We start from the raw sequence: 26,025 nt of genomic DNA on the forward strand, positions 1-26,025 counted from the left end.
GGCTTCGGTGATGGCGAGGCCGCGTTCGAGTATTGGCAGTGCTTCCCCGGCTCGGCCCAGTTCCCGTAGTGCTAGGGCGAGGTTGTTCAACCGGGAGGCAACGACGGGGTGGTTGGGGCCGTAGGCGRCCTCGTCGATGGCGAGGGCCCGTTGGAACATCGGCAGTGCTTCCCCAGTCTGGCCCAGATCTTGCAGCGTTCCGGCGACGCTGTTCAAGATAGCGGCTACGACGGGATGGTTGGGACCGCAGGCGGCCTCGGTGATGGCGAGGGACCGTTGGAACATCCGCAGCGCTTCCCCCGTTCCTCCCAGGGTTCGCAGCGCCCCGGCAAGATTATTCAAGGCCGCTACGGAGGCTATGTGGTGAGGGCCGTAGGCGGCCTCGGTGATGGCGAGGGACCGTTGGAACATCGGCAGTGCTTCCCCGGCCTGGCCGTGTTCCTGAAGGTAGGTCGCGGCCCGGTCACACAACCACACTAGATCAACGATCTCCATAGGCGCCGCGCTCTCAGGGCCGCGCGACGTTTCGCCCGGATCGGGCACCCGACTGACGACCGTGCGGACGTGCAGGAGTAGTTCCCGCCACCGGGGCCAGTTCTGCGGAGAACGCACGATGTCACCGGGCAGGTCGGCGCGCAGCAGCCGCAGCAACGTCGCGAGGACCACCGGTCGTCGATCGTCCGAGGTGCGCCGACGGGTTGTGGCCTGCACCAGCCGGTGCACCGACACCGCGTCCACGTCCCGGCTGGCCAGCCCATAGCCGACCAGCGCACCCACTACCCGGGTCCACGCCAAACGGTCCGCCACCGCCACCGCCAGCGAACCGTCACCCAGCAACTCCGACCGGCCCGCGAACAGATCCAGCGGAAGCACTTCGGGACCGCAGAACCCCAGCAGTTCCAACAGCTCCACCGCGGCCGGCATCTCCACGGCGAGCCGGGTGACCGACAACTCCCACAAGGTCGCCACCGTCACCCTGGCCCGTTCCGCCACCTCTCCCAGCTCAACAACCTCCTCCAACCGCTCCTCCAACAGCTCGGCGAACTCCCCGGCCGGGGTACCGGTCTGCTCACAGAACGCCGCCGCCTGCTCCACCGCCAACGCCAGATCTCCCAACAGCTCGGCGATCCGATCCGCCGTCACCGCATCCACCCGCGGAACACGACCCGACAGCAGCGTCACCGACTCCGACCGGGACAGCGTCGGGACCTCCACCACCGCACCCACCGCGCGCCAGCCCGCGCGCCGCGACGTCACCACCACCCGACCTCGCCCATCCGACGGACGAAACGGCGCCACCGCGCCGATCTGTTCGGCGTTGTCGAACACCAGCAGCCACCGCCACCCCCGCCGTCGCAACTCACCGAACACCCCCGCCGGCTCCACCCCCACCGGCAACCCCAACGCCTCCCCAAACGCCCCGATCTGCTCCGCCACCGTGTCCGACTGCTCCGCCTCCACCCACCACACCGCATCGAAATCCGACGCATGCCGATGCACGTATTCCACCGCCAACGACGTCTTTCCCACCCCGCCCATACCGGCCAGCGCCACCACCGACGAGCCCCGCAGCGCCTCCGCCAGTTCCTCCAACTGCCCCGACCGGCCGACGAATTGCCCCAGCCGTGCCGGCACGTTCCACACCCCCGGCACCCCACCCGGGAACGTCGCTCGCCCTGGCACCGCCCGCAGATCCGGCGGGAACGGCGGAGCTACCTCCGGCTTGTTCCGCCCCCCCGACACCGCCAACCGTGCCGCGCTCACCAACTCCGCCCGCGCCGCCTGCTCCGCACAGCCGAACAGATCGACGCCCACCACCTGCCCCAACAACCCCGGACGATCACAATCCGCGACCCGGAACACCAGCAGCTTGCGCTTCTCGCCCTTCGGATCCGCGGCCCACGCCGCCTGCCACTCCGCAGCCCCAAACACCGACCGGGTATACGCCTCTGACAGGATCGCCACCGTCCGCTGAGCCCGCCGCACCCCCTCATCCATCCCCGCCACCCAGTTCGTGCCCGGCACCAGGTCCCACGCCTGCACCAGAACCCGGAACCCCACCTCCTCCAACGCCCACGCCACCCACACCGCCCACGGCCGGTCCACAACCGTGTACGACACGAAGAAATCCCACCCGCCGTCGTCATCCACGACGCCCCCGCCCGTCACGCCGACAGTGTCCACCCCCACCCGGGCACACAGACCATCGCGGTACGACATCAGACAATCGCTCTCACGCACACCGGCGAGCCGGCCAGCGACGACAGCCCGTCCACCGGGCAGCGACTCGTGTAGCCAACCGTGTAGCCAAGCCGGCGGACGACCCCGGACACCGGCGGACGTCAGCGGAACCGGCGCCCAGGCTCGGCCGACTGTGCGGACGAGCACGGGCGCCGGCGGACGAACCGGACCGACTTTGCAAGGCAGGGGTTAGGGGTTCGAGTCCCCTCGTCTCCACGCGCCGRCTTCGGCTGCTTGCCGATCTTTGATCGGCTGCGCCATCGGCCGTTATGCCTGCCCGGGGGGCGACCCCCGGACCCCCGAGTGTCGGGCTTCGCCCGACCTGGCGGGGGCTGGGTTGTTCGTTATGTAGCCACAGACGGACGGAGCATAATGATCTTGCCGGTTATGCTTCTGGATGAGCACCGCCACCTGGCTGGCCGATGGGCGGCGGGGCCGCGTCAGACGCGGAAGGGCCTCCTATCCGCCAGTCCCGGTGCTGGCGGGGCCGCCTCCTCGGTGCCCGGGGGCAGTCCTACCAGGTGTTCGGCCGTGTGTGGAGGCCGGACAACGCGGCCGACTCGACGAGCACGCGCCCTCACAGCATCGCGTCGGACCGGGACATCGCGGCGTGGACACAGGGGAGGGGACATAGGGGAGTGACGTGGGGATCGGAGTAACCGTTGCATAAGAGCGCCCGATAGCGGCGCTCATGCCGCCTCACCTTGCGGTGAGGCACTCCCGGTCTGACCGGCCGGAGCCGTGCCKGGTTCCCGTTTCCCAGCCGCCCGCCCCGCGGACGGGGTCTTACGGTCGGCTCCACGGGCGTTTACCGTCTCCGATGTACTGGCGGCGACGAGGTTGGACAGGTTGACCGCGGCGTTCAGGTCGCGGTCGCCTACCAGCCCGCAGGACTGGCAGGTGAACGTGAGTTCGGACAGTGTCAGGCTTGCGTGCGGCCGGGCGCACAGCGACGTCAGGATCTCGGTGACGTCGCGCACCAGGTCGTCGTCGACCTCGGCCGGGTCGACGACCAGCAGCCGCCGGCCCAGCGGGGCGAGCATGGCAGCGACGTCCGTGCCGGGGTGGGCGCGGCGGTGCCGGCCCACCCCGAGCTGTCGGGCTACTCGTAGGACAGGTTCGACTGCCCTTCGATCACGCGGCCAGCGATGTAGAGGTCTCCGTTGGAGTCCAGTATTGCGATGATCTTTTTCTGGTTGCCGTGGTGGGTCGTGAAGAAGATCTTGTCGGCTTCCTGGGAGGTGGAGTAGTTTGTGTTGACCGAGAGTTCGATGCTCACCGGTGAGCTGATGAGCACATCCTTCTTGGGCGAGTTCGGGTACTTCTGGTTCTGCCTCAACCTGATTCGGCCGTGGGTGTCGCCCTCATCCCAGTCCGTGGCCAATCCGAGGTCAATTTCCGCCATGGTCTGCTCCATTCTGGCTTGCGCGGGAAACCTCTCCTGGCTGGAGTAGGTTCGTATGGTTTCGAGAAAGACCTGGCCATCGGAAAACAGGAGTTAGCAGGAGRCATCTCTGCGTGTGCCGGCGTGGAGAGAACACCGCACGTTCCGGCCGGAATTTTCTCGACTGCCGGCTGCGCTCCTGGCCAATTTTTCTACCCGATCGGACCAGTAAACGGGTGCGTRGAAGTCTCAATAGACAGGAACGATCGCTTCCTTGATCTCCGTATTCCCTGTTCCGGATGGGGCCGTTCAACCATCCGAGTCACAGGCATGAGGGCCACAACACCTCTCCCCCCAGAGCTAGTGATGGAAGCGTATCTCGCGTACGTAGCGTCACATGTCGGAGACGGTGGCGCACGGATATTACCTAAATATATCAAACCAGTTAACCACTGTCCGCTTTTGGGGGGAATCGAACCAGAGTTCCTACCTGGAGYTGTGTCCGATCTCGGCGGGGATCGAGTGGTCCGAGTCGGGTACCTCGCGGATACCGGCCCACACGCTGTCTCGTGCCCTCGTGATGGCCACGTACATCTGTCGGCGTTCCAACTGGGTTCGCTCGCGAAACGCGTCGGCCGATTCGGACGGCCGCCGCGGCTTTGGGAAGAGGTTGCGGTCGGGAATACAGACATGGGCGAAGTCGAGGCTCTTGACCCGGTGGTACGTCCCGACCTTGACCGCCTCACAGCTGGTTCCGTCATACTCCTTGAGGGAAACCGCTGGAATGCCCCGCTCGGTGAGGACGCGCAGCCACCGCGCAGCCGCGGCGTTCGTCGGCACGAGCACCGCCATATCGCCGTAACGGACGTTCCGATTGTCATGGAACTCCACGAGGTGCTCGCAGAGCGCCGCATCCTGCGCCACGGTGCCCGACACCGTGACCTCGCGGATCTCGCCTCCCGGCCGGTCGACGTCGACCTCGCGCCGCCCGCGTTCCTGGACGCCGTCGAGGTCGTCGAAGCTGTCGTCGGCGACTACCGCCTGAGCGTAGCGCAGGATCTTCTCGCGATTACGGTAGTTTCTCCCGARCACGGTGGAGCGTCCGACGACGGCGACGCCGGCCTCGGCGAGGGTGAAACCGCCGGGATAGATGGACTGCTGGCCATCGCCGACCACGAGCAGGCCGTCCGGCTTGTCGCCGACGAAGRCATGCAGCAGTTGCAGACCGACGCACGTCAGGTCCTGTACCTCGTCAACGATCACCGCGTCGTACCGGGTGTCGGAACTCTCGCGCACCAGGTCGCGAGCCAGGAGCAGCACGTCGTCGCGATCGAGGACGCCGCGCTCTGTCCGGAGCTGCTCGTACCGTTCGTACAGCTCCCACACCGCACGCCGGTGGGTCGGTTGCAAGGGAGTGCTGCGCCCGACGCGTGCCAGCTTGGCGTACTGCTCGAAGTCGGTCAGGCCTCGGCCCTTGACGACTGTCGCGATCTCGTCCTTCCAATACCCGGGAGCCAGGCCGAGCCCGGGCAGAACCGAGAACTGCCCGACCTGCCCCCAGGCGCGCCAGAAACAGGTGTCGGCGGCCTCCTGCTGGTGCCGGTCTGCCAAGCCGTGTTCGCGAAGACAACGTGTGGCGACGGCGTGGACGGTGGCGAACTCGATCCGGTCGACGTGCTCGGGGGCCATCCGGGTCAGCAGTGCGCGGTAGACCGGCCCCAGCGTACGCACCAGCGAGGTGAACAACACCCGTTCCCCGCGGGCGGCCAGATACTTGGCGCGGTGCAACGCGATAACCGTCTTGCCGGTACCGGCCGCGCCGCGGACGCGGGCCGGACCCGACCACTGCCGGCCGGCCAGGCGGGCCTGCGTCGGGTGCAGCCAGGTCATCCACGTCTCGATCGGCTCTCGGGCGGCGGCGTCGAGAAGTTCTTGCCACAGCTCCTCGCGGCTCAGCAGCGCATCCTGATCTGGTGGAACCGATTGCTCGGGCGGCGACAGCGGCTCGGAAGAAGTCGGACGCCCGGCCGGAGCCGGACAGTAGGCCTGAGTGGGACGCTCGATAGCGGCTGGGCTTTCGGTCGCGGCCGTACCGTTCGAAGAGGGACCTGCCCGGCGCGCGACCGGACGGCGGACAGACCGTGAGGTCGGCGCCTCGGCGACCGTGACGGTGGTGACGGCGGCGGCGCGGGGCATCGGCGGGCAACCGCGTGCCAGACGGTCCAGTAGTTGTTCAACGAGGTCCGGTGCCAGGCGTGCGCCACGACGCGCCAGGTCGCGGGTCAGGTCCTGCTCGCCGAGCACCGTCACCCGGTCGAGTTGTGCCCGGACGTTTTTCCGCCTGGCCAGAACCAGCAGCGGAACCACCTCGGTCGGTGGCAGACCTGCCTCTACCAGCACCTCCTCCACCGCTACGGTCTGATCCAGAAGTTTGCGGACGTCGTCGTCCGCGTCGGCGTCGCCACGCCATAACCGGCCGCGTTCGACGGTGATCTCTCGCCAGTTCTTCACGTCTACCACGAAGACTCCGCCAGGCCCCACCACGATCACGTCGATGTTGGCCCGGCGGGTGCCTGGCCACCGTCGGTCCGGCAGCACGTGCCACCCTGCGTCGTCCATACCGACCAGCACTCGGACCACACTCTGCTCGGCCCGGCCACCGGCTTCCCAGTGCTGGCGGTGGCGGCGTAACTGCTTCAGCACGTCGGTCAGGTGCTGGATCTGTCGCTGGACTCCGTCGATCTCCATCCCGAGCAGGACAGCTTGACCGAGGGCCGACGGTTCTGGCAGCGGGTCGGCGTCTCGCGTCGACGAGGCGGTCGTCGACGAGGCGGTCGTCGGCGGATGGGCRGTCGACGTGCCGGCGGTCGACGCAGCGGTGGCGGGGATGCGCGCTGCCGGTCCATCCAAAAGCACGTCACTACTCCCTCACCTTATGTCACAGGTAAGAGTACGGTAATGAGCCATCGTTTGGCTACGTTTACGGGCAACGGTGGTCTGCAGGCCCTAGGGAAGAGCGGTTGTTCTTGTAAAGGTAAGTCCACTTTCGAACGCTGGTTCGAGCGTGCCGACTCGAACTCTTCGAACACTCTGGCCACGGCCGCTTTCGGCAGAGAAAGATCACGTAAGTTCGGTCTAGACCGCCAGCACGATGGCGGCGCTGATGCCGCCGAGGCCGAGGGCGAAGGCCGCCTCGGGCAGCCCGCCGTCGCGCCGCCGGAAGAGGCGGTCGAGCGCCAGCCGCCCGGCACCGACCGCAGCCACCGTGATCGCGACCACCGCGACGCACAGCGGGTACTCCATGCCGCCGTCGGTTTCCCACAGTCCGTTTGGTGCGGTCACGATCATTGCGTTGATCATCACACCGATCACGGCCGCGGCCGCCAACGGAGTCAGCAGGCCCACCGCCAGGCCGAGGCCGCCGAGGAACTCGGACGCGCCGGCCAGCCCGGCGAAGAAGGTGCCGGGATGGTAACCCAGCTGGGCGAATCCCTTGCCGGTCGCGGTGAGGCCGTGGCCGCCGAACATGCCGAAGAGCTTCTGCGCACCGTGCCCGGCGAGCAGCAGACCGAAGGTCATCCGAAGCAGCAGCAGCCCGAGGTCGGCTGCGGACACGGCCGTGCGGGACGGGCCCGTGCGGGACGGGCCCGGGTGGGAGGCGTCGGGCGGTGCGGGGGTGGCGGGTGCCAGGTGGAGGGATGCCCGGTGCCGCGTAGCGAGCAGTTTCATGTCGAAACCCTGATCCAGGCGAAAGCATACGGTGAAGCTTTGGTCACTACTGTGCCTGCCCGCTCTGCCGGGCAGATACCACCTCGGTCCTCCCCACGCCCGTGGGGGTGATCCGACCGGGGGCAGCGCGCACCTGAGCGGATAGATGGCGATCATCGGCGTCCTGCCGAGATGGAGCGGCCGGGGCGAGCTAGYCCGTCGTGGGCCTGGATCTGGCCGGTCTGTGGTTCGGGCGAGCCAGGCGTGGGTAGAGACTGAAAGTGGTCAGAATGGACACGCTGGGTGATGATCTGCATTCTTCTAGGGAGAAGAGAAGATTGTGACCTTACCCGCGCGACTCGGCGACCGTCTGGCGACGCTCATCCGGTGGCATCTGGACCCGTCTACAACGGGCCGGCGGCGTCCGGCAGGCGGGCGTGTGTGGCGCCGGCTGGGCCGGRCAGCTGCCTGCCGCCAGGACGGAACAACCAGATGGCGAGCATGGAACGCCAGYGCCCTCGGCGGAACTGGTCCGATCTGTTGTCGGCCCAGGTCGCAGGCGCGGACGTCCGCGGCGGGGCTGYGCGGCCGGCGCGGGGCTGGGGCCAGGGGTCACTGCCCGGGGGCGAGCACCTTCCTGGAGGGGTAARCATGGCCGACATCCGTAGCACGATCGTCCGGCGGCCGGTCACCGTGGAGCGGTCCACCACGGTTCGGGACGCGGCGGCGCAGATGGAACGGCAGGGCGTGGGCGCRCTCCTCGTCATGGAGAACGACCGCCTGGTCGGGATCGTCACCGACCGCGACATCGTGCTACGCGGCGTTGCCCGCGGTATCCCGACGGACAGCCGGATCGACGCCCTCATGACCACCGAGGTCATCACCGTACCGTCCGGCGTCGACCTCGAACGGGCCTACGAAATCTTCCGTGACCACGCGATCCGCCGGCTCCCGGTCGTCGACGGCCGCCGGCTCGTCGGCCTGCTGTCCGTCGACGATCTGCTCATCCGCACCGAGCACGAGATGGCCGAGCTGGTACACCCGCTCGCCGATGAGGTCTTTGCCCCCCACCGCGAGGCCCCACCGCTGGCTACCACCGGCGAGGAGCCCGTCGAGCTGGCGCTCGAACTGCCGCCCCGGCGTAGGGCGATGCGCGCCCATCCCGGCGACACCCTGGTTGTCCACCGTCCCACCGTCACGCAACCGGACCGCCTTGGGGAGATCCTTGAGGTGCGCTCGCCTGCCGGCGACCCACCGTTCACCGTCCGCTGGTCCGACACCGGGCACGTCAGCTTCGTCTACCCGGGACCGGACGCCGAGGTCCGCCACCCTCCCGAGGAGGCCCGCAGCGGCACCGGCTGAAAAGGACGACGGGTTCAACCCTGCATGCGTGACAAACACGCACCGTCAGGCTAATCATGCTACGGGATCGTGACKTTCCGCTGCGACCAGCCTGCCGGGAGGGCAGTGCAGCAGCCAGAAGCCGCCCTCCCGTACCCCGAGCTGGTCCGGGACCGGCCAGCACCAGCCGTCCAGGAGCCGTCGGATCAGGTCGGCAACGATGGTGCGCTGGCTACAGATCGCCGTCGGAGTCCCGGACGCCGCGAGCCCCATCAAGGTAGCGACCACCCTCGCCTCCGATCCGGGATAGCCGGTGTCCGCCAGCGCCGGCTCCGGTTCGACGGCGAGCCCGGCCGCGCGCGCGTACGGGGCGAGCGTGGCGGTGCAGCAGGGCAGGTCGGCGCTGATCAACAGGCGAATCCCCAGGCTGGTCAGCAGCGGCACCAGTGCGTTCGCCTGGGCCCGGCCGCGCTCATCGAGCGGGCGTAGCCGGTCAGGCCCGTCCCAGCGCCGATGGTGGGCGGCCCGAGCGTGGCGGATGACGACGAGTGCGGCCGTCGGCGCCGGCAGCCGACCCGCCGGCAGCCGACCAAACTCGGCGAGGACGTGGCGGTCGGTGTCGTAGCTGACCCGGCGCGCCGCATCCCCCTTCGCCAGCCAGGCAAGCCTGTCCACCTCCCGGGTGGGGACGAACGTGCCGGAATGGGCCTGCATCGCCCAGTACCGGACCGTCTTCACCGTCCTGCCGCCGTCCGTCAGGTAGCGGTACTCGCCGAGCGGGGGCCCGAGCCAGGCCCGGTAACCAGTCTCCTCCTCGACCTCCCGCAACGCACCGAGCAACGGATGTTCCCGCCGACGCAGCTTGCCCTTGGGCAGGGACCAGTCGTCGTACCGCGGCCGGTGCACGACCGCGATCTGCCGCCCGTCCCGCGTGGGCCGCCACAGCACCCCACCGGCGGCACCTACGACCCGTACCGGCCTATCCCAGGGATCAGCCGACGACTTCATGCCGTCCAGTCTTCGGCTCCAGCCGCCGCGGCGCCAGGACGACGGGCACATCCCCGCAAGACCCGGTCCCGCAAGCCTCGGTCGACAACCCGCCGCCGGCGGCGCGGATCGCGGTCGGGCCGTCCGCGGCGTCCATCGCTACCAGGGCGGGGATCCCCACCTGAAGCGCATGTTCCCCGACGGCACCCAGGGGTATGGAACTCGCCACAGAAGGTTACCGCTGTCCGGGGAGTGGAGGGTGAGGTGACGGACGCAGGTGTGGCCGAGCTCGTCGTCGAGCCGGCGGTGCTCGGGACGCTCGTTGACGTGCTGCGTGCACGCGGGTATCAGGTCGTCGGCCCGACGGTGCGGGATGGCGCGATCGTGTACGACAAGATCAGTAGCGCGGCGCAGCTCCCGGTGGGGTGGACCGATGTCCAGGAGGCGGGTCGTTACCGGCTCGAGCGTCGTCGCGACGCGGCGCTGTTCGGTTACGCGGTGGGGCCGCATTCGTGGAAGCAGAACCTGCTGCCGCCCCGGCTGCGCCTGCTGACGACCCGCCGCGACGGCGATGGCGGCTTCGGCGATGGCGGCTTCGGGGACGGCGGCTTCGGGGACGGCGGCTTCGAGGTGGCGGAGGAACCGCTACCGCGGGCAGCGGTGGCATTCCTCGGCGTCCGTTCCTGTGAGCTGCAGGCCATCGCGACCCAGGACCGGATCCTGCTCGGGGGGCGCCACGCCGACCGCGACTACGCTGCTCGCCGCAGCGATGTGTTCATCGTCGCGGTGAACTGCCACGAGCCGGGTGGGACCTGCTTCTGCGTGTCGATGAACACGGGCCCGGCGGTGCGGGAGGGCTACGACCTGGTCCTCAGCGAAGTCCTGGCCGGTGACCACCGGCTGCTCGTCGAGGCGGGCACCCCCCGGGGTGTCGAGATACTGGGCGAGCTGGCGGGGCGCCCGGGCGAAGCCGCCGACCGGAGCGCGGCCCAGGCGGCCGTGGATGGGGCGGCCGACCGGATGGGACGCACCGTCGACGCGGCCGACCTGCGTGACCTGCTCGCGGACAACCTCGAACATCCACGGTGGGACGAGGTGGCGCAGCGGTGCCTGAGCTGCGGCAACTGCACGATGGTGTGCCCAACCTGCTTCTGCACCTCGGTGGAGGACGTCAGCGACCTCACCGGAAGTGAGGCGGAGCGCTGGCGCAGCTGGGAGTCCTGCTTCTCGCTGGACCACTCCTACCTCCACGGCGGCAACGTCCGTGCCTCCGGACGCTCCCGCTACCGCCAGTGGTTGACCCACAAGTTCGGCACCTGGCACGACCAGTTCGGAACGTCCGGATGCGTCGGCTGCGGACGGTGCATCACCTGGTGTCCCGTCGGCATCGACGTCACCGAGGAACTGACCGCCATTCGAGCGAACTCCGTGGCCGGCGATGACGTTGGTTGAGGCACCGCTCGGCGAGGTCGGCGTCTTCGCCGGTATGCACCCGGACCACCTCGCCCTCCTCGCCGGGTGCGCCCGGCACGCCATCTTCCGCCCGGGCGACGTACTCCTGCGGGAAGGCGACCCGGCCGACACTCTCTACGTCATCCGGCACGGCACGGTCGCGATCGAAACCTTCGTCCAGACCCGGGGTCTGGTCCCCATCGAGACCGTCGGAGCCGGCAATGTGGTGGGCTGGTCCTGGCTGTTCCCGCCGTACCGGCTCCATTTCGACGCCCGTGCCCTCTCGCTAGTCCGCGCCACCGCCATCGACGGTGCCTGCCTACGCGAGAAGTTCTCCCAGGACCCGGCGCTGGGCTACGACGTGCTGTCCCACCTTGCGCAGGTGCTCATCGAGCGCCTGCAGGCCACCCGGTTGCGGCTGCTCGATGTCTACGCAAACCCGGGCCAGGGCTGACGGCCCGGCYGGGGAGATGACCCCTCGGCCGTTCCGGGTGACCCGCCGCCACCAGGAGACGGGTGACACGTGGACCCTGGAACTCGCGCCGCTCTCCGACGTTCCGATCATCGCCGCACCCGGCCAGTTCACCATGGTCTACGCTTTCGGCGTCGGCGAGGTCCCCCTGTCCGTGACGGGCTGCGACCCGGCGATGGGCGACGACTCCGTGGCGGCTGGTACCGACAGCCCGCTTGTGCACACCGTCCGAGCGGTCGGCGCGGTGACGGAAGCGATCTGCGCGTCCCGCCCGGGCGACGTCCTCGGGGTGCGTGGCCCGTTCGGGCGAGGCTGGCCGGTAGGCGCCGCAGCCGGGCTGGACGTCGTCGTGGTCGCGGGCGGGCTCGGGCTGGCGCCGCTGCGGCCGGTCGTCCGGCAGATCCTGCGACGGCGCGCCGACTACGGCAACGTGGTCGTGCTCGTCGGCACCCGTATACCCGCGGACATCCTCTACCGCCGGGAACTGGCCGGTTGGCAGGACCGCACCGACCTCCRAGCCCTGGTGACCGTCGACGGTGCGCGGCCCGGATGGGACGGCCGGGTCGGCGTCGTCACCACCCTCCTCCCGCACGTGCGTTTCGATCCGGCCAGAACCGTCGCGTTCACCTGCGGACCCGAGATCATGATGCGGCTGACCGCACGGGCCCTGGTCGACGCCGGCGTACTCGCCGACCGCATCCACCTGTCCATGGAACGCAACATGCACTGCGGCCTCGGTCACTGCGGCCGCTGCCAGCTCGGCCCGCTGATGCTCTGTCTGGACGGACCGGTCTGCGGCTACGACCGCCTGGAACCGTTGCTCGCCGTCCGGGAGCTGTGATGCCGATGCCGATGCCGATGTCTACGCCGATGTCTACGCCGATGTCTACGTCGACGCCGACCAGCCCAGCCAGGCCCCGGCTCGCCGTCTGGAAGTTCGCCTCCTGCGACGGGTGCCAGCTCACCCTGCTCGACTGCGAAGATGAGCTGCTCTCGCTCGCCGGCGAGATCGACGTCTCCTACTTCCTGGAGGCATCCAGCGCGACCGTCGACGGTCCCTACGACCTCTCCCTCGTCGAGGGCTCGGTCACCACCGAACAGGACGTGGAACGCATCCACCAGGTCCGGGCCGCGTCCCGGCGTCTGGTCACAATAGGCGCCTGCGCGACCGCCGGCGGCATCCAGGCGCTCCGCAACTTCRCCGACGTCGGTGACTTCCTCGCGGCCGTCTACGCCACCCCGGCGTACGTCTCGACGTTGGCGACCTCCACCCCGATCTCCACGCACGTCCGGGTGGACTTCGAACTCCAGGGCTGCCCGATCAACCCTCGCCAGCTCCTCGAAGTCATCAGCGCGTTCCTCGCTCGCCGACGCCCGAACATCTCCTCGTCCTCCGTCTGCACCGAATGCAAACGGCGGGGGACGGTGTGCGTGATGGTCGCGCACGGCACGCCGTGCCTCGGCCCCGTCACGCATGCCGGATGCGGTGCGATCTGCCCGGCCTATCACCGCGGCTGTTACGGCTGTTTCGGCCCGATGGAGAGCCCCAACACCCCCGCGTTGATCCGCCAGCTACGGGTCCTCGGGATGAACGAGGACAACGTCGACCGAGTGTTCCGGACGTTCAACACCGCCGCGCCGGCATTCCGCGACGCCCCCGGCGAGGGTTCGGGAAGCGGTGAGACCGATGCGCGCGACTAGGACCATCGCACCTCCCCCACTCACCAGGGTCGAGGGCGAAGGAAGGCTGCTAATCAAGATCACCGACGGGCGGGTGGACGAGGCCCACCTGAAGATCTTCGAACCGCCGCGCTTCTTTGAGGCGTTCCTCCGCGGCCGGGCCTACACCGAGCCACCCGACATCACCGCCCGGATCTGCGGCATCTGCCCGGTCGCCTACCAGATGAGCGCGCTGGCGGCCATCGAACAAATCTGCGACGTCACGGTCACCGGCCCACCCGCCGCCCTACGGCGGCTCATCTACTGCGGTGAATGGATCGAGAGTCACGCACTACACGTCTTCCTGCTGCACCTGCCGGACTTCCTCGGCTACGACAGCGCACTGCATCTTGCCCAGGACCAGCCCGCCCTGGTCAAGCTGGGACTCACGCTGAAGAAGGCCGGCAACACGCTCATGACGGTCATCGGCGGCCGCGCGATCCACCCCGTCAACGCGCGGGTCGGCGGCTGGTACCGGGCACCACGCCGGCGTGACCTGACCGAGCTCGTCGGGCAACTGGAACAGGCGCGGGACATCGCCCGGGACACCGCCCGCTTCACCGCCGCCCTGGACTTCCCCGAAGACGAACTCCACCAGACCTTCGTCGCGCTCCACCAACCTGGCGAATACCCCGTTGAGCGCGGCCGGATCGCCTCCACCGCTGGCCTCGACATCGCCCCGGCCGACTACGACCGRCACTTCACCGAAGAACAGGTGCCCTGGTCGAACGCCCTGCACTCGACCCTGGCCGCGGGCGGCTCCTACCTCACCGGACCRCTGGCTCGCTTCGCGCTGGGCGCGGAGCGGCTGGCGCCCGCCGCCCGCGAGACCGCCGCCGAGATCGGCCTGCGCCCACCGGAGCGCAACCCCTACCGCAGCATCATCGTGCGCTGCATCGAGATGGTCCACGCCGCCGACGAGGCGCTGCGGATCATCGCGGACTACACCGAGCCCGACCCCTCCGCGCTGGAGGCCCCGCCCCGGGCGGGAACCGGATACGGGGTCACGGAGGCACCCCGCGGCCTGCTCTACCACCGCTACACGATCGACCACAACGGCACCATCCTCGACGCAAAGATCGTGCCACCAACCGCCCAGAACCAACGTCCGATCGAAGAAGACCTGCGCGGTGTGGTGGAACGCTTCATGAACCTGCCGGAGCCCGAACTCGCCCTGCGCTGCGAACGGGCCATCCGCAACTACGACCCCTGCATCTCATGTGCGACCCACTTCCTGACTCTCCACATCGAACACGGCTGACCGTCATCGGGATCGGCAATCCCTACCGACACGACGACGCCGTCGGCCTGGCAGTCGCGCGGCAGCTACGCTGCACGCTCCCAGCCGGCGTCGACGTACTCGAAGGCGCCGGCGAGCCGACAGGGCTGTTCGCCGCCTGGGAAGGGGCCGACGCCGTCTGGATCATCGACGCCGCCCATTCCGCGGCCCCGCCCGGAACTGTGCACCGCATACCGGCCAACGAGCGCACACTACCGGCGGATCTCGTCGGGCCATCGACCCACGCGCTCGGCCTCGCGGACACCATCGAGATCAGCCGAACACTCGGCTGGCTTCCCCGGCATCTCGTCATCTACGCAATCTGCGGCCATACCTTCTCCGCAGGCCTCGGACTTGACCCCGAGGTCGCGGCGGCGGCCCGAAACGTGGCCGCCGCCATCCGCGCCGAAACAGCGATCTATGCCGCCAGGGAACCTGACGATGCCGCCAGGGAACCCCACGATCTCCGCTGACCGCCGCCAACCGCGGTAGCCGAAGGCCCGCGTTGGCGGCGGGGTTCGGTCACGGGACTTCGCGCGGCCCGGGGGCGGCGTTCATCAGCCACGTCACCGTGCGGCTGATGTCCGACAGGGACAGGATCCCGACGAGCCTGCCTTGATCCATCACCAGGACGCGGTGCTCGGCGCCGGGCTCCATGCGCGGCAGCAGATCCGCCAGCGGGTCGTCGGGACCCGCGATGGTGGTCCGCGACAGTGGCACCATCACCTCGCTTACCGTTACCGTGCCGCTCTCCTCCGGCGRCACCTGCTTGGCGCCGTCCAGGGTCACCAGCCCGACCGGGGCTCCGTTCTCGCCGGTCACCGGGAACGCCGAGTGCCGGTACCGGTACAGCGGGCCGGCCAGCAGGTCCGCGACGGTCAGGRCCGCGGGCACCGTGAGCGGTTTCGTCGTCATGGCGTCATGTACCGKGACGCCGGCGAGCACACCGCGCAACTGCGCCTGCCGTCCCTCGGCGGTGGCGGCCGCGATGAGGAACGAGCCGATCAGGGCCAGCCAGAGCCAGCCGAATCCGCCGCCTCTCATGAACACGAGGAGTCCCAGAACGACGAGCAGCCAGCCGAGGACGCGTCCGGCCGCGGTGGCCCCGGCGGTCGCCCGCAGCCGATCTCCCGTACGCCACCACAGGAAGGCGCGCAGCAGCCGCCCACCGTCGAGCGGAGCGGCGGGAAAGGCGTTGAAGACGGCGAGCAGCAGGTTGATGCCCGCCAGCCAGGCCACCACCTCGATCAGGAGTTCGGGCGCGGACGCCAGGGCGAGCAGCCAGGCGCCCAGCACGAAGAGCCCGCCCAGCAAGAGGCTGACGAGTGGGCCGACACCAGCGATCCGCAGCTCCGCTGCCGGGCTCGACGCCTCCGACTTCAGCCGGGCCACCCCGCCCAGCAGCCACAACACGATGTCGTCCACGGCCACCCCGTTGCGCTGGGCCACCACGGCGTGCGCCACCTCGTGGGCGAGCAGCGAGGCGAAGAAAACCACTGCGGCGGCAAGAGCCGCCACCCAGTACACCACCAGGGCATGGCCCGGGTAGGCCTGTGGGAGGCGGCCCTGCGCGAGGCCGAACGCGATGATGCCGAAGATGAGCAGCACGCTCCAGTGGACCCCGATCCGGACTCCAGCGATCCGTCCCACCACGAAGGTCGCCCGCACAGCGTCTCTCCCCTGTTCGAACGTGCCCCGGGACCAAGACCCGGCTCGACTCCGCGGTTAAGCGCGCAGCCGGCCCCGTCAGGCTGTCGCGAGGGCCACCTCCGTCGACTTGACCAGGGCGGTCACCGAGGAACCCGCGGCCAGAGCGAGGTCGGTCGCGGCGGCCAGGGTGATCGCCGCGGTGAGCACGCCGCCACCGTCGAGGGCGATGTGCACGACGGCCATGGCACCGCCGGTCTCCAGGCTGGATACCGTGCCGCGCAGCCGGTTACGGATGCTCAGACCGTCCACGCCGCCCGTGGCCAGCGCCACCTCGGTGGACTTGATCAGAATCTCGACGGTGGCCCCCACCGAGAGGCCGAGATCCTTGATCGCATCAAGGGTCACCGCGGCGGTGACGGTCTGCCCGCCGGAAAGATCGACGGTCACGGTGCTCATCACCGCACCTTCGGTGATGTCGGTGACGGTTCCGGTCAGTCGGTTGCGGATGCTCAGGCTCATCGGTCCACCTTGTCCTCTCGGGTGCCGCCAGGTGCCGTCAGTCAACTCCTACCCGTCCGTCCGTGCCGCGTACATGCCTCACCTGCAGAAGAGTCGTGCGGAACAGTCGTGCGGAAGGGTCCTGCGGACGAGTGATGTCCGACAGGCGGTCGCGCCTGATCGGTCCGTGCGGGTCGCACCGCCCGCGTCGGGGGGAGCGGGCAGTGCGGTGCCACCGGTTCGCCTACCCCGAACAGGTCGATGTCGACCACCGACCCCGAGAGTCCGGCCTCCCGCACGCAGGCGCCCCGCACCGACAGAACACTGCCTTGACACAACGGATAGGCAGGAAATGTCGCCAGAAGCTCTACTGTTACCCACTGTCATGTCAGACAACACACCTACCTCGCCGCCAGCATGGGCGCCAGGTCACCCGCGCCTGATCCACCCACGTCTGCGACCCAAAGAAATCCCGGCCTCCCTCGGCGGCAGCCCCGCCGATCATCCGACTGGCGTCCACCCCCGCAACAACAGATCATCGTCGTATGACATCGGGCAATCGTGCTGAAGCAACGAAAGCGCACAACATTAAACAACGGCAACTCTCGGCGGACCGTCCGAGCGGCTGCCCCGGGTAGCCGACCGGGTAGCCGAGCCGCGGAGAATCACGATGGCCGATGGCCGGCGGCCGATGGCAACGGCTGCCGACGGTGGAACCGGCGCCTAGGCCGGACTACCCCCAGACTAACCCCCGAGCCAACCTCCGGACTAACCCCGTAGGGGGCTTGCGGAGGGCCTCGTAGGGCTGTTTTCGCTGTACCCGGCTGTCCCCGTCATCCGTATTCCCGACACGCCTGCGGGGAACGGTGTTCAGGGAAGCCGAGAATGTTCCGGGCCATGGCCTACCTCCCGATGAGGGGGCCAGAAGGGGTACCCCCGCTTCCGGTGTCGGACTACCTCGTAGGGGTGCRCATCCCTCGCGCTGGAACCGCCGCTGGAGTGCTCCGGAACGGGCGTCGGTCAACGACGTTGAGGGGACCGTTCCTCCTCGGCACCGCGTTCATGGTCGGCCGGATGTCTGGATGTGCGGCTGGCTGTGCATTGTGATCGGTGCGGCGCGGTCGCCCGATCCGCTCGTCGCGCGGCGGTGGTATCACTGGACCGGTCCGACGAGACGGACTGACCTTCGATAAGCCGGACGAGAAGTGGTCGAGCGGTGATTGCCGTGCTAGCTGATACRCTTTCAACAGTTAGCGCCCGCCTGCTAGCTCGGCTGCCGGCTGGAGTTAGCGCAAGTGCGCGCTCACTCATCACTTGCTATAGCGGCACGCCTGCGCCGGTCGCGGCGCTTGGTCGGTTGGGGACATGGTTGCGGTATGGAAAAAGGCTTCTCGGTTTCCTGCGGAGCCTTTCACGTACGCGTGGTGTCGGCGGCGTTGCGTCGCGCGACCATCGATCCGGGGTTCGGAGCGTTCCTGTGGGTGGTGCCGCGGACCCCCGTCAGCAGTCGTCGGCTCTCGGCCGGCGATCCGCGGCGGCCGACATCTCTCGGCTGATCGGGGTCAGCCAACCGGGACCTGCGTCGAAGCCCGTGACGGGGCCCGTGACGGGACCTGCGTCGAAGCCCGTGACGGGGCCCGTGACGGGACCTGCGTCGAAGCCCGTGACGGGGCCCGTGACGGGGCCTACGTCGAAGCCCGTGACGAGGCCCGTGACGCGGCCTACGTCGAAGCCTGTGACGCGGTCTGGGCCGAATCCTGCGGCTCCCAGCGGGTGCTCGGATACGCCCGACRCAGTTCGGGGGGCGACGCAGTTCGGGGGGCGACGTCGGCGGCGAACCACTCAAGCTGCTCGCGCTGCCAGTCCACCGGCAGTGAGTCGACGCCGATACCGGTGAGCTGCTGGCCGTACAGTTCCCGGTAGTGGTCATCGATAACAGTCGAACCACCGGATTGCCGGCGTCGAATCCCGCCCGCCTGCCTCCGTCGACGGGGCCGGCCGGAACAACCGGCACCGCGGCCTGACTCCACCCCTGACGCCACGGATACGGGACGCCGGACCGGGCGGCCACCGAAGGCATCCACGTCTGTTCCGGGCGCTCAATGCAAGTGCAGCGGCGTCCGGCGAATGCGAGTGCTCAACAACAATGCGGGGCGCCGGGTAAATACGGGGGCAGGCCGACAGCGCAGGTGCGTTCCGGCAAATGCAAGTGCGCTCCGCGAATGCGGGGGCCGTCCCGGCGATGCGGGATTCGATCGACGGTGCATTGTCTCATGGCGTTCAACGCCGAGCTCAACGGCGAGTTCAATGCCGAAGACGGCGGGCGGCGTTGGAAAACGCCGCCCGCCGTCCCGGTCCGTGCCGCCAACCATGACGGTCCGCCACGATATGGCCACTTCCACTGGGCGATGGCGTGGGCGGAGCGGGACAGCGCCGTCGCCACGATGACGCTTTGTCGCCGTCGTTCCCACGCCGTGGTTCGCGGCCATGATCAAACATAGGCGTGACGAACACGAAGCTGCCGGATTTCCCCCGGTTGACCTGGCGGTCCACCGCCTCCGGCAGCCACGACCAGACACCTCCGTCGCCGACCGTCAGGCCGGCGAYGGAGGTGACGGCCACCGGTCGCTTAATGCAGCGGGCGCATGCAGTCCCGGCAGCGGTCGTTCAGAATCGAGAGGAGCTCGACAGCCTTGAGTGAGGCGTCGCGCACCTTCGCGATGTCCTGCGAGGAGTTCAGCCTGACCAGCGCGGATTCAGCTCCGTCGGAGGCGCCCTCCCGGACCGCCTCGACGATCTCTGCCGCCGGTGTGCCGAACTGGAAGAGCAGAACCTCTTTGTCCTGGTAGGACGGTAGTTCCGTGGGCAGGTGCCCGAGACCGATGCCGGCGAGGTTCCGGCTCAGGATCTGCCGCACGTTGGTACCCAATCGGCCATAGCCGCCGATCTCCCGCAGTGTCCCCATGTTGATCCGGAAGACACCGTTGTTGCCTACTACGGTCGCACGCAGGTCCTCCCACGTTCCCGGCGGGTCGGACGGCACGCCGACCATCTGCGTGTCCGTCATCTCTACCATCCCGACTGGCAACCCAAGTACTCCACGTATGCGCGAACCGACACGCCCAGCTCCTTCCGCTCTCCATAGGAAAGCACTGCGTGCTGCCAGGTCGGCGTCGCCCGGCGTCGCCCGGCGGAAAATAACTGTTATCCATAAGATAACCGACTCCTCGGRCGAGGTCCACTCACGACGGACCTTGTCGGTTTCGGAAAAGTTAATCCTGGTGATCGGGATCGCGCGGCGGTCGGGAAGCTGCCAACATGAATGTGAGTCATCTTGTTCATCCGCCGTGACCAGCATCGATAGCGCCGACATCTCTACGTAACATGGCAGGTACCTCGCTGAAACTCTTGTTCGAATGTTCCGATAACATCTCATCTGCACGGGGCGTTTGCTACTGTCATCTACATCGCGCCGACGGAGCTGGGGGATCCCCGTAATCGGGCGATCTTCCTGGCGTACCGTGTGCTCCGGACCACTTCGGCGGCGCGCCCGGGGCTATGTGGGCGGCGCCACGGGGGAAAGTTTCCAGGAAAATTTTAATTAAAGATTTTTCCTTGAGAATATCCTTCGAGGTATCTTTCGGGAGAAGCTTCCAGTCATCCCGACGGAATACCTGTTAACGCCGAAGTTACCGGGGCTTGCAGGGCTGAAATAAACGGCTCCTAGTGTTCTTCGTGTCGCCACCGGACAAACGAAGAACCACTGTTCGGGGGCGATCCCATGGCCTTCTGTTCTCGATCGACGGCTGGTGATGACAGTGCCCGGTCCCCGTTTTCCCAGCTCATCCGCGCCTACGGTCGAGCCGGCCGCGCCGGTCAGGTTTTGCGACACCACCCTGCGCGACGGCGAGCAGGCGCCTGGAGTGGCATTCACCGCAGCCGAGAAACTTGCCATCGCCGCTGCTCTGGACGCCATCGGCGTACACCAGATCGAGGCCGGAATACCTGCCATGGGACCCGCCGAACGGGATGTCCTGCGGGAGATCCTCGCGACGCAACCCCAGGCCGGCGTGGTGGCGTGGTGCCGGGCCGACCGCCGCGACATCGATGCCGCGGTGTCCTGCGGAATTGTCACCGCGCACCTCACCATTCCCGTCTCCGACCTGCATCTGAAGAGCAAGCTGGGCCGGGACCGGGGATGGGCGCGGCGCCGCATCCGCGACTGCGTCTTCGACGCGGCCGACCGCGGGCTGCGATTCAGCGTCGGCCTGGAGGACGCCTCCCGCGCGGACGACAACTTCGTCATCGAGCTGGCCGGCGAGCTGCGCGAGTGGGGCGCCACCCGGATCCGCTGGGCCGACACGGTCGGTCTGCTGGACCCGGTCAGCGCCTACACCCGGCTCGGCCGGCTGGTCCAGGCGGTCCCGGGGGAGTGGGAGATCCACGCCCACGACGACTTCGGTCTGGCGACCGCAAACACCCTCGCCGCGGTTCAGGCCGGATTCACCTGGGTTAGCACCACGGTGCTGGGTCTGGGGGAACGGGCCGGCAACGCCCCGCTCGAGGAGGTGGCGATGGCCCTGCGGCACCTGTTGAAGGTGCCGGTGGACTTGGACACCACCTCGTTCCGCAGGCTCGCGCGGATGGTGGCCCGGGCCGCCTGCCGCCCGCTGCCGGTAGGCAAGGCGGTGGTCGGTGAGTCGGTGTTCGCGCACGAGTCGGGGATCCACGTCCACGGCGTGCTGCGACACCCGTCGACCTACGAGCCGTTCGACCCCGCCGAAGTCGGCGGGCAACGGCGGCTCGCGTTCGGGAAGCATAGTGGCCGGGCCTCGGTGCGTTACGCGCTGGCCCAGTACGGCATCACCGCCGACGACAGCGAGATCGAGCCGCTGCTTGAGCGGGTCCGGACCACGGCGACCCAGACGAAGCGCGGCCTGCACGGCCGTGACTTCCAGGAGCTTCTCGGGCGGGCCGAAGTGCCGGCCCCCCGAGTGGAGGCCCCGCCGTCCTAGGCCGGGTCCGGCAGGACCCGGACCCGGCTGACAGACGCAACGGGGTAGATCAACAACTAACGGTTGTGCCGATGTCCCGGCCAAACCCGGCCGGCGGCACGACTCCAGCCCAGGGGCTCTCGCGGCCCGACCTGCCCGATCGGCGTGGTCGTGGCACCGGTGCCCCCTGCGCTGGGCAACCGTTCCGAGGAGGAACACCGCATGCGCCAGATCGCATTCTATGGCAAGGGTGGTATCGGCAAGTCCACCACCCAGCAGAACACCATGGCGGYGATGGCCGAGATGGGCAAGAAGGTCATGATCGTCGGCTGCGACCCCAAGGCCGACTCGACCCGGCTCATCCTRCATTCCAAGGCCCAGACCTCCGTCATCCAGCTGGCTGCCGAGAAGGGCTCGGTCGAGGACCTGGAGCTCGACGAGGTCCTGGTAGAGGGCCAGTGGGGCATCAAGTGCGTCGAGTCCGGTGGCCCGGAGCCCGGTGTGGGCTGTGCCGGCCGCGGTGTCATCACTTCCATCAGCTACCTGGAGGAGGCCGGCGCCTACGAGGACCTCGACTTCGTCACCTACGACGTCCTCGGTGACGTCGTCTGCGGCGGGTTCGCGATGCCGATCCGCCAGGGCAAGGCGCAGGAGATCTACATCGTCACCTCCGGCGAGATGATGGCGATGTACGCGGCGAACAACATCGCCCGAGGCATCCTCAAGTACGCGCACTCCGGTGGTGTCCGGCTCGGCGGGCTCATCTGCAACAGCCGCAACACCGACCGCGAGGACGAGCTGATCATTGAGCTCGCCCGCCGGCTCAACACCCAGATGATCCACTTCATCCCGCGCAACAACGTCGTGCAGCACGCCGAGCTGCGCCGGATGACGGTCATCGAGTACGACCCGAAGWACGAGCAGGCCGACCAGTACCGGCAGCTCGCCAAGAAGATCGTCGACAACGACATGAAGACCATCCCRACGCCGATCACCATGGACGAGCTCGAGGAGCTCCTCATCGAGTTCGGGATCATGGAGCAGGAGGACGAGAGCATCATCGGCAAGGYCGCCGCTGTCGCCTGACCCTGTCACCTGCTCCGACTCCGTCGAGGATGAGGTCCCGACCATGACGACGACGCCGGCACCTATCAAGGCCGAGACCGAGGCGATGATCGCCGAGGTGCTGTCTAACTACCCTGCGAAGACGGCCAAGTTCCGGGCCAAGCACCTCAAGGCCAACGACCCCGATGGGTCGAAGGAGTGCGAGGTCAAGTCCAACATCAAATCCCGCCCGGGGGTCATGACGATCCGCGGCTGCGCCTACGCCGGTTCCAAGGGTGTGGTGTGGGGCCCGGTCAAGGACATCGTCAACATCAGCCACGGCCCGGTCGGCTGTGGCCAGTACTCCTGGGCCACCCGGCGCAACTACGCCCGCGGCCCCTGGGGCGTGAATAACTTCGCCGCGATGCAGTTCACGACCGACTTCCAGGAGAAGGACATCGTCTTCGGCGGTGACCCGAAGCTGGAGACGGTCTGCGACGAGATCGTCGAGCTGTTCCCGCTGGCCAAGGGGATCTCGGTCCAGTCCGAGTGCCCGATCGGTCTGATCRGCGATGACATCGAGGCGGTTTCCCGCAAGGCCTCGAAGAAGCTCGAGCTGCCGGTCGTCCCGGTGCGCTGCGAGGGGTTCCGCGGGGTCAGCCAGTCCCTCGGCCACCACATCGCCAACGACGCGGTCCGCGACCACGTGCTGGGTACCGGCGGGAACACCTTCAAGCAGACGCCGTATGACGTCGCGCTCATCGGCGACTACAACATCGGCGGCGACGCCTGGGCCTCCCGGAAGATCCTGGAGGAGATGGGCCTGCGGGTCATCGCCCAGTGGTCCGGTGACGGCACGATCAACGAGATGGCCTCGACGCACCTGTCGAAGCTGAACTTGATCCACTGCTACCGGTCGATGAACTACATCTGCACGACCATGGAGGAGCGCTACGGCACTCCGTGGACCGAGTTCAACTTCTTCGGTCCTACCAAGATCGTCGATTCGATGCGGAAGATCGCGGCTTTCTTCGACGACGAGATCAAGCAGAAGACCGAGGCTGCGATCGCCCGCTACCAGGTCCGGTTCGACGAGATCACGAACGCCTTCCGGCCGCGCCTGGAAGGCAAGCGGGTCATGCTCGCGGTCGGCGGACTGCGGCCCCGGCACACCATCGGTGCCTACGAGGACCTCGGCATGGAGGTCGTCGGCACCGGCTACGAGTTCGCGCACAAGGACGACTACACCCGTACTTACCCCGCTCTCGCGGAGGGCGTGGTCCTCTACGACGACCCGACGGCCTTCGAGCTGGAGGAGTTCGCCAAGCGGCTCAAGCCGGACCTGATGGGCGCGGGCGTCAAGGAGAAGTACGTCTTCCACAAGATGGGCGTCCCCTTCCGCMAGATGCACTCCTGGGACTACTCCGGGCCATACCACGGCGTGGACGGCTTCGCGGTCTTCGCCCGTGACATGGACATCGCGATCAACAGCCCGACCTGGGACCTCATGGAGACCCCCTGGTCGAAGGCCGGAGAGGTGTTCTGACCGGCCGGTCCGGCCCCCGCCGGCGGTAGCCGGCAGTCATCAGCCACGGTAGAAGGGAGGATGTCCGGTGACGACGACTCCGGAAACAAACAGTTCCGTCCCGCTGCGGGTCCTCGACCACAGCGAGCTGTTCAAGGACGAGGTCTACCAGAAGCAGTTCGAGGGCAAGCGCGAGTTCGAGAACGGCAGCGACGCCGCCGAGGTCGCCCGGGTCCTGGAGTGGACCCGCGGCTGGGAGTACCGGGAGAAGAACTTCGCCCGGGAGGCGCTGACCGTCAACCCGGCCAAGGCGTGCCAGCCGCTCGGCGCGGTCCTGGCGGGCCTCGGCTTCGAGGGCACCATGCCCCTGGTGCACGGCTCGCAGGGCTGCGTCGCCTACTTCCGCAGCCACTTCGCCCGGCACTTCAAGGAGCCCGTCCCGGCGGCATCCTCGTCGATGACCGAAGACGCCGCCGTCTTCGGCGGGCTGAACAACCTGGTCGAGGCGCTCGAGAACGCGACCACCCTGTACAAGCCCAAGATGGTCGCGGTCAGCACCACCTGCATGGCCGAGGTGATCGGGGAGGACCTGTTCGCCTACATCGGCGCGGCGCGGGACAAGGGCGCGATCTCCGCCGACTACCCGGTGCCGTACGCGCACACGCCGAGCTTCGTGGGCTCGCACCTCACCGGCTACGACAGCATGCTCAAGGGCATCCTGGAGCTCCTGAGCAGGACAGCGGACGCCGACAAGGTCGAGTCCCCCGGGAAGCCCCGGCTGAACATCGTGCCCGGCTTCGAGACCTACGTCGGCAACCACCGCGAGTACCGCCGCATCCTCGAGCTGATGGGTGTCGACCCCCTGATCCTGGGCGACCACAGCAGCTCCCTGGACTCGCCGGCGACGGGTGAGTACGAGCTCTACCCAGGTGGTACCCCGCTCGCCGAGGCCGCCACGGCTCGGTTCAGCCGCGCTACCGTGATGCTTCAGGAGACCACCACCCGCAAGACGACGGAGTTCGTCCGGGACGGGTGGAAGCAGGAGACGGTGGTGCTCGAGACCCCTATCGGGGTGAAGAACACCGACCGCTTCCTGACTGAGGTGGCCCGCCTGGCGGAGGTCGAGATCCCGGCCGAGCTCACCGCCGAGCGTGGCCGCCTGGTGGACGCGCTCACCGACTCGCATGCCTATCTGCACGGCAAGCGGGTCGCCATCGCGGGTGACCCTGACCTCGTCATCGCGATGACCGGCTTCGCCCTCGAACTCGGGATGATCCCGGTCCACCTGCTGAGCACGAACGCCGACAACTCCTTCGCGCCCAGGCTGGAGAAGGTCCTCTCGACTAGCAAGTTCGGCGAGGCGGCGACCGTCTGGCCGGGCAAGGACCTCTGGCACCTGCGGTCGCTGGTCTTCACCGAGCCGGTCGACCTGCTCATTGGGAGCTCGTACCTGAAGTACATCTCCCGGGAGGCGAACGTGCCGCTGGTCCGGGTCGGTTTCCCGATCTTCGACCGGCACCACCTGCACCGCTTCCCGATCGTCGGCTACACCGGCGGTCTGCACCTGCTCACCCAGCTCGTCAACACGGTGCTCGACGAGTTGGACCGCACCAGCCCCGACCACAGCTTCGACGTCGTCCGCTGAGCGTCCGACCGGGCACAGCTGTGGCCGGTCCGGCTCCCGGCCGGATCTGAACGTGGTCGGCCGGCCGCACCCACCGCGCTCCCTGC

21 protein-coding genes and 1 pseudogene are annotated in these 26,025 nt (G+C 68.2%); 12 read left to right on the top strand and 10 right to left on the bottom strand.

Annotated elements, in window-relative coordinates; all coding sequences use genetic code 11:
- The 6 genes and pseudogenes from fxsT to KBI5_RS11595 all read right to left on the bottom strand — a co-directional run.
- On the bottom strand, positions 1-2,220 hold a 2,220-nt coding region (fxsT, locus tag KBI5_RS11570; protein ID WP_133057012.1), incomplete at its 3' end, for an FxSxx-COOH system tetratricopeptide repeat protein.
- 710 nt (positions 2,221-2,930) lie between these two features.
- A complete protein-coding gene (locus KBI5_RS11575) occupies positions 2,931-3,203 on the bottom strand; it encodes a zinc ribbon domain-containing protein (protein ID WP_173645820.1) in 273 nt (90 codons plus the stop codon).
- A pseudogene (locus tag KBI5_RS25255) lies at positions 3,180-3,302 on the bottom strand (IS607 family transposase); the annotation flags it as partial. The pseudogene KBI5_RS25255 and the gene KBI5_RS11575, both read right to left, overlap by 24 nt.
- A 41-nt stretch (positions 3,303-3,343) precedes the next feature.
- Positions 3,344-3,646: a DUF6342 family protein gene (locus KBI5_RS11585; RefSeq protein ID WP_011438859.1), complete on the bottom strand. Its 303-nt coding sequence runs from the start codon at positions 3,644-3,646 to the stop codon at positions 3,344-3,346.
- A gap of 465 nt (positions 3,647-4,111) precedes the next feature.
- Positions 4,112-6,541 (bottom strand): UvrD-helicase domain-containing protein, encoded by a 2,430-nt coding sequence (locus tag KBI5_RS11590; protein ID WP_085015228.1) that lies wholly within the window; start codon positions 6,539-6,541, stop codon positions 4,112-4,114.
- A gap of 219 nt (positions 6,542-6,760) precedes the next feature.
- Positions 6,761-7,354 (bottom strand): DoxX family protein, encoded by a 594-nt coding sequence (locus KBI5_RS11595; protein ID WP_035729052.1) that lies wholly within the window; start codon positions 7,352-7,354, stop codon positions 6,761-6,763.
- Between the two features lie 630 nt (positions 7,355-7,984).
- On the opposite strand from KBI5_RS11595, the gene KBI5_RS11600 reads away from it, so the two are divergent.
- A complete protein-coding gene (locus KBI5_RS11600) occupies positions 7,985-8,695 on the top strand; it encodes a DUF1918 domain-containing protein (RefSeq protein WP_085015229.1) in 711 nt (236 codons plus the stop codon).
- A 54-nt stretch (positions 8,696-8,749) separates the two neighbouring features.
- Here the strand turns inward: KBI5_RS11600 and KBI5_RS11605 are convergent, their stop codons facing one another.
- Positions 8,750-9,682: an NUDIX hydrolase gene (locus KBI5_RS11605; RefSeq protein WP_198537651.1), complete on the bottom strand. Its 933-nt coding sequence runs from the start codon at positions 9,680-9,682 to the stop codon at positions 8,750-8,752.
- Between the two features lie 243 nt (positions 9,683-9,925).
- Here KBI5_RS11605 and KBI5_RS11610 point away from each other — a divergent pair, with 243 nt between their 5' ends.
- Genes KBI5_RS11610 through KBI5_RS11635 form a run of 6 tightly spaced genes read left to right on the top strand, consistent with a single transcriptional unit; the run spans position 9,926 to position 15,056 of the window.
- A complete protein-coding gene (locus KBI5_RS11610; protein WP_043590531.1) occupies positions 9,926-11,113 on the top strand; it encodes a 4Fe-4S dicluster domain-containing protein in 1,188 nt (395 codons plus the stop codon).
- Entirely contained in the window at positions 11,100-11,567 is a 468-nt protein-coding gene (locus tag KBI5_RS11615) for a cyclic nucleotide-binding domain-containing protein (RefSeq protein ID WP_085015231.1), read from the top strand. The genes KBI5_RS11610 and KBI5_RS11615 overlap by 14 nt, the downstream gene beginning before the upstream one ends.
- 16 nt (positions 11,568-11,583) lie before the next feature.
- Complete coding sequence (locus KBI5_RS11620) at positions 11,584-12,426, top strand: FAD/NAD(P)-binding protein (protein WP_085015232.1); 843 nt, start codon at positions 11,584-11,586, stop codon at positions 12,424-12,426.
- Positions 12,427-12,467: 41 nt separating this feature from the next.
- Positions 12,468-13,286: an oxidoreductase gene (locus KBI5_RS11625; RefSeq protein WP_116289898.1), complete on the top strand. Its 819-nt coding sequence runs from the start codon at positions 12,468-12,470 to the stop codon at positions 13,284-13,286.
- Positions 13,273-14,565 carry a Ni/Fe hydrogenase subunit alpha gene (locus KBI5_RS11630; RefSeq protein ID WP_023839999.1) on the top strand — a complete coding sequence of 431 codons (1,293 nt, stop codon included), beginning with the start codon at positions 13,273-13,275 and terminating at the stop codon, positions 14,563-14,565. The genes KBI5_RS11625 and KBI5_RS11630 overlap by 14 nt, the downstream gene beginning before the upstream one ends.
- On the top strand, positions 14,523-15,056 hold the full coding sequence (locus KBI5_RS11635; protein WP_011438849.1) for a hydrogenase maturation protease: 534 nt from the start codon (positions 14,523-14,525) through the stop codon (positions 15,054-15,056). The genes KBI5_RS11630 and KBI5_RS11635 overlap by 43 nt, the downstream gene beginning before the upstream one ends.
- 49 nt (positions 15,057-15,105) lie before the next feature.
- Here the strand turns inward: KBI5_RS11635 and KBI5_RS11640 are convergent, their stop codons facing one another.
- The gene (locus tag KBI5_RS11640) at positions 15,106-16,251 is read right to left on the bottom strand and encodes a site-2 protease family protein (protein WP_085015233.1); all 1,146 of its coding nucleotides are present in this window, start codon (positions 16,249-16,251) and stop codon (positions 15,106-15,108) included.
- A gap of 78 nt (positions 16,252-16,329) precedes the next feature.
- The gene (locus tag KBI5_RS11645; RefSeq protein ID WP_011438847.1) at positions 16,330-16,752 is read right to left on the bottom strand and encodes a TOBE domain-containing protein; all 423 of its coding nucleotides are present in this window, start codon (positions 16,750-16,752) and stop codon (positions 16,330-16,332) included.
- A 2,252-nt stretch (positions 16,753-19,004) separates the two neighbouring features.
- Here KBI5_RS11645 and KBI5_RS11655 point away from each other — a divergent pair.
- The gene (locus tag KBI5_RS11655; protein WP_043590503.1) at positions 19,005-19,232 is read left to right on the top strand and encodes a hypothetical protein; all 228 of its coding nucleotides are present in this window, start codon (positions 19,005-19,007) and stop codon (positions 19,230-19,232) included.
- A gap of 128 nt (positions 19,233-19,360) precedes the next feature.
- On the opposite strand, the gene KBI5_RS11660 is transcribed toward KBI5_RS11655, so the two are convergent.
- Positions 19,361-19,798, bottom strand: coding sequence for a hypothetical protein (locus tag KBI5_RS11660; protein ID WP_011438844.1), 438 nt, complete (start codon positions 19,796-19,798; stop codon positions 19,361-19,363).
- 742 nt (positions 19,799-20,540) lie between these two features.
- On the opposite strand from KBI5_RS11660, the gene nifV reads away from it, so the two are divergent.
- The 4 genes from nifV to nifK all read left to right on the top strand — a co-directional run bounded on the left by nifV (position 20,541) and on the right by nifK (position 25,939).
- Positions 20,541-21,746, top strand: coding sequence for a homocitrate synthase (nifV, locus tag KBI5_RS11665; protein WP_035729057.1), 1,206 nt, complete (start codon positions 20,541-20,543; stop codon positions 21,744-21,746).
- Between the two features lie 201 nt (positions 21,747-21,947).
- Positions 21,948-22,811, top strand: a complete 864-nt coding sequence (gene nifH / locus KBI5_RS11670) for a nitrogenase iron protein (protein WP_085015242.1) — start codon at positions 21,948-21,950, stop codon at positions 22,809-22,811.
- A gap of 43 nt (positions 22,812-22,854) precedes the next feature.
- On the top strand, positions 22,855-24,315 hold the full coding sequence (gene nifD / locus KBI5_RS11675) for a nitrogenase molybdenum-iron protein alpha chain (protein ID WP_085015234.1): 1,461 nt from the start codon (positions 22,855-22,857) through the stop codon (positions 24,313-24,315).
- A 67-nt stretch (positions 24,316-24,382) separates the two neighbouring features.
- Positions 24,383-25,939, top strand: coding sequence for a nitrogenase molybdenum-iron protein subunit beta (nifK, locus tag KBI5_RS11680; RefSeq protein WP_011438840.1), 1,557 nt, complete (start codon positions 24,383-24,385; stop codon positions 25,937-25,939).
- Positions 25,940-26,025: the final 86 nt, after the last annotated feature.

It is taken from the genome of Frankia sp. KB5 (genome assembly GCF_002099325.1).
Classification (GTDB): domain Bacteria; phylum Actinomycetota; class Actinomycetes; order Frankiales; family Frankiaceae; genus Frankia; species Frankia casuarinae.